This is a genomic window from Bradyrhizobium sp. UFLA06-06, from assembly GCF_054820065.1.
Genome location: NZ_JADFUD010000151.1, coordinates 1 through 1,573, shown reverse-complemented (window position 1 = coordinate 1,573; position 1,573 = coordinate 1). Strand labels below are relative to the sequence as shown.

Genomic DNA, 1,573 nt, shown 5'->3' with positions numbered 1-1,573 from the left:
TTTGACCCTGGCTGTGTGAAAACATAGTGCCGCTGTTATGATTCTCCCGTGATTCTGAGGGGGAATCGATGAGGCGCTTCGTTGAGGGGGCGGATCGTGGGCAACGGACGCTGCTGCCTGAATGCCTCGATGATTTCATTGACGAGAACAACCCTGTTCGCGCGATCGACGAGTTTGTCGATGCGCTTGATCTGGCCGAGATGTGCTTCGGTGGAGTTACGCCGGCAGCGACTGGCCGGCCGTCGTATCACCCCTCGGTTCTCCTGAAGCTTTACATCTACGGCTATCTGAACCGGGTGCAGTCAAGCCGGCGGCTGGAACGAGAGGCCGGACGCAACATCGAGGTGATGTGGCTGCTGGGTCGGCTTGCTCCCGATCACAAGACGATAGCGGACTTCCGCAAGGACAACAGCCTGGGGCTGGGTAAGGTCTGTGCGCGCTTTGTCGAGCTCTGCCGCGGGATGGGTCTTCTCACGGCGGCGAGCGTCGCCATCGATGGGAGCAAGTTCAAGGCCGTGAACAACCGGGACAGGAACTTCACGCGCGCGAAGGTGGAGCGGCGACGTGCTCAGTTGGAGGAGAGCGTCGCGCGCTATCTGAGCCAACTTGACACGGCCGATCGACAGGAGCCGAGCGAGGCGCTGGCGGCGAAGGTGACGAGGCTTACCGAGAAGCTGACGAAGCTGAAGGGGGAGATGGGCAAGCTTGCTGCCTACGAGAAGCAGATGCTTGCTTCGCCGGATCAGCAAATCTCCCTGACAGATCCGGATAGCCGTTCGATGGCAACCAGTGGCCGCGGATCCGGCGTTGTCGGCTACAATGTCCAAGTCGCAGTCGACACCGACCATCACCTGATCATCGCGCATGAGGTGACGAACAGCGGCTCAGATCGGGCACAACTTGCCAATATGGCCAGGCAGGCGAAGGCTGTTCTGAAGACTGAGACGCTCGAGGCCGTTGCCGATCGCGGCTACTTCAGCAGCCCGGAGATCCTCGCCTGCCACGAGGCCGGCATCACGGTAACTCTGCCCAAGCCGATGACTTCGGGCGCCAAGTCGGACGGACGCTTCGGTAAGCAGGACTTTGTCTATTTACCGGAGGAAGACGCCTATCGTTGTCCGGCCGGGGAGCGATTGCCGTATCGCTATACAAACGAAGAAGCCGACAAGACGCTGCGGCGCTACTGGACCAACGCCTGCAAGAATTGTTTGATCAAACCCCAGTGCACGCCCGGGTCAGAGCGACGGATCACGCGATGGGAGCACGAGGATCTGCTCGACGCTGTGCAGCAGCGGCTCGATGCGAACCCGCTTGCTATGCGCCTTCGTCGCGAGACTGTCGAGCATCCGTTCGGCACGATGAAGGCACGCATGGGAGCGACGCACTTCCTGACCAAAACTCTCCCAAAGGTAGCCGCCGAGATGGCCCTCTCAGTCCTGGCCTATAATCTGACCCGAGCAATGAATATCCTCGGGATCAGGCCGCTGATCGCCGCGATCGCGGCCTGACGCTGGCCCAGTTTTGGCTTCAAGATTGACTGCCCTGCAAGGCCGTTTTTACACGGCCAAGACCC

At 60.4% G+C, this 1,573-nt stretch carries 1 protein-coding gene; it reads left to right on the top strand.

Going from position 1 to position 1,573, the window contains the following annotated elements; genetic code table 11:
• Positions 1–68: 68 nt before the first annotated feature.
• The gene (locus IF803_RS42405) at positions 69–1,508 is read left to right on the top strand and encodes an IS1182 family transposase (RefSeq protein ID WP_225161281.1); all 1,440 of its coding nucleotides are present in this window, start codon (positions 69–71) and stop codon (positions 1,506–1,508) included.
• The last annotated feature ends 65 nt before the right edge of the window (positions 1,509–1,573 follow it).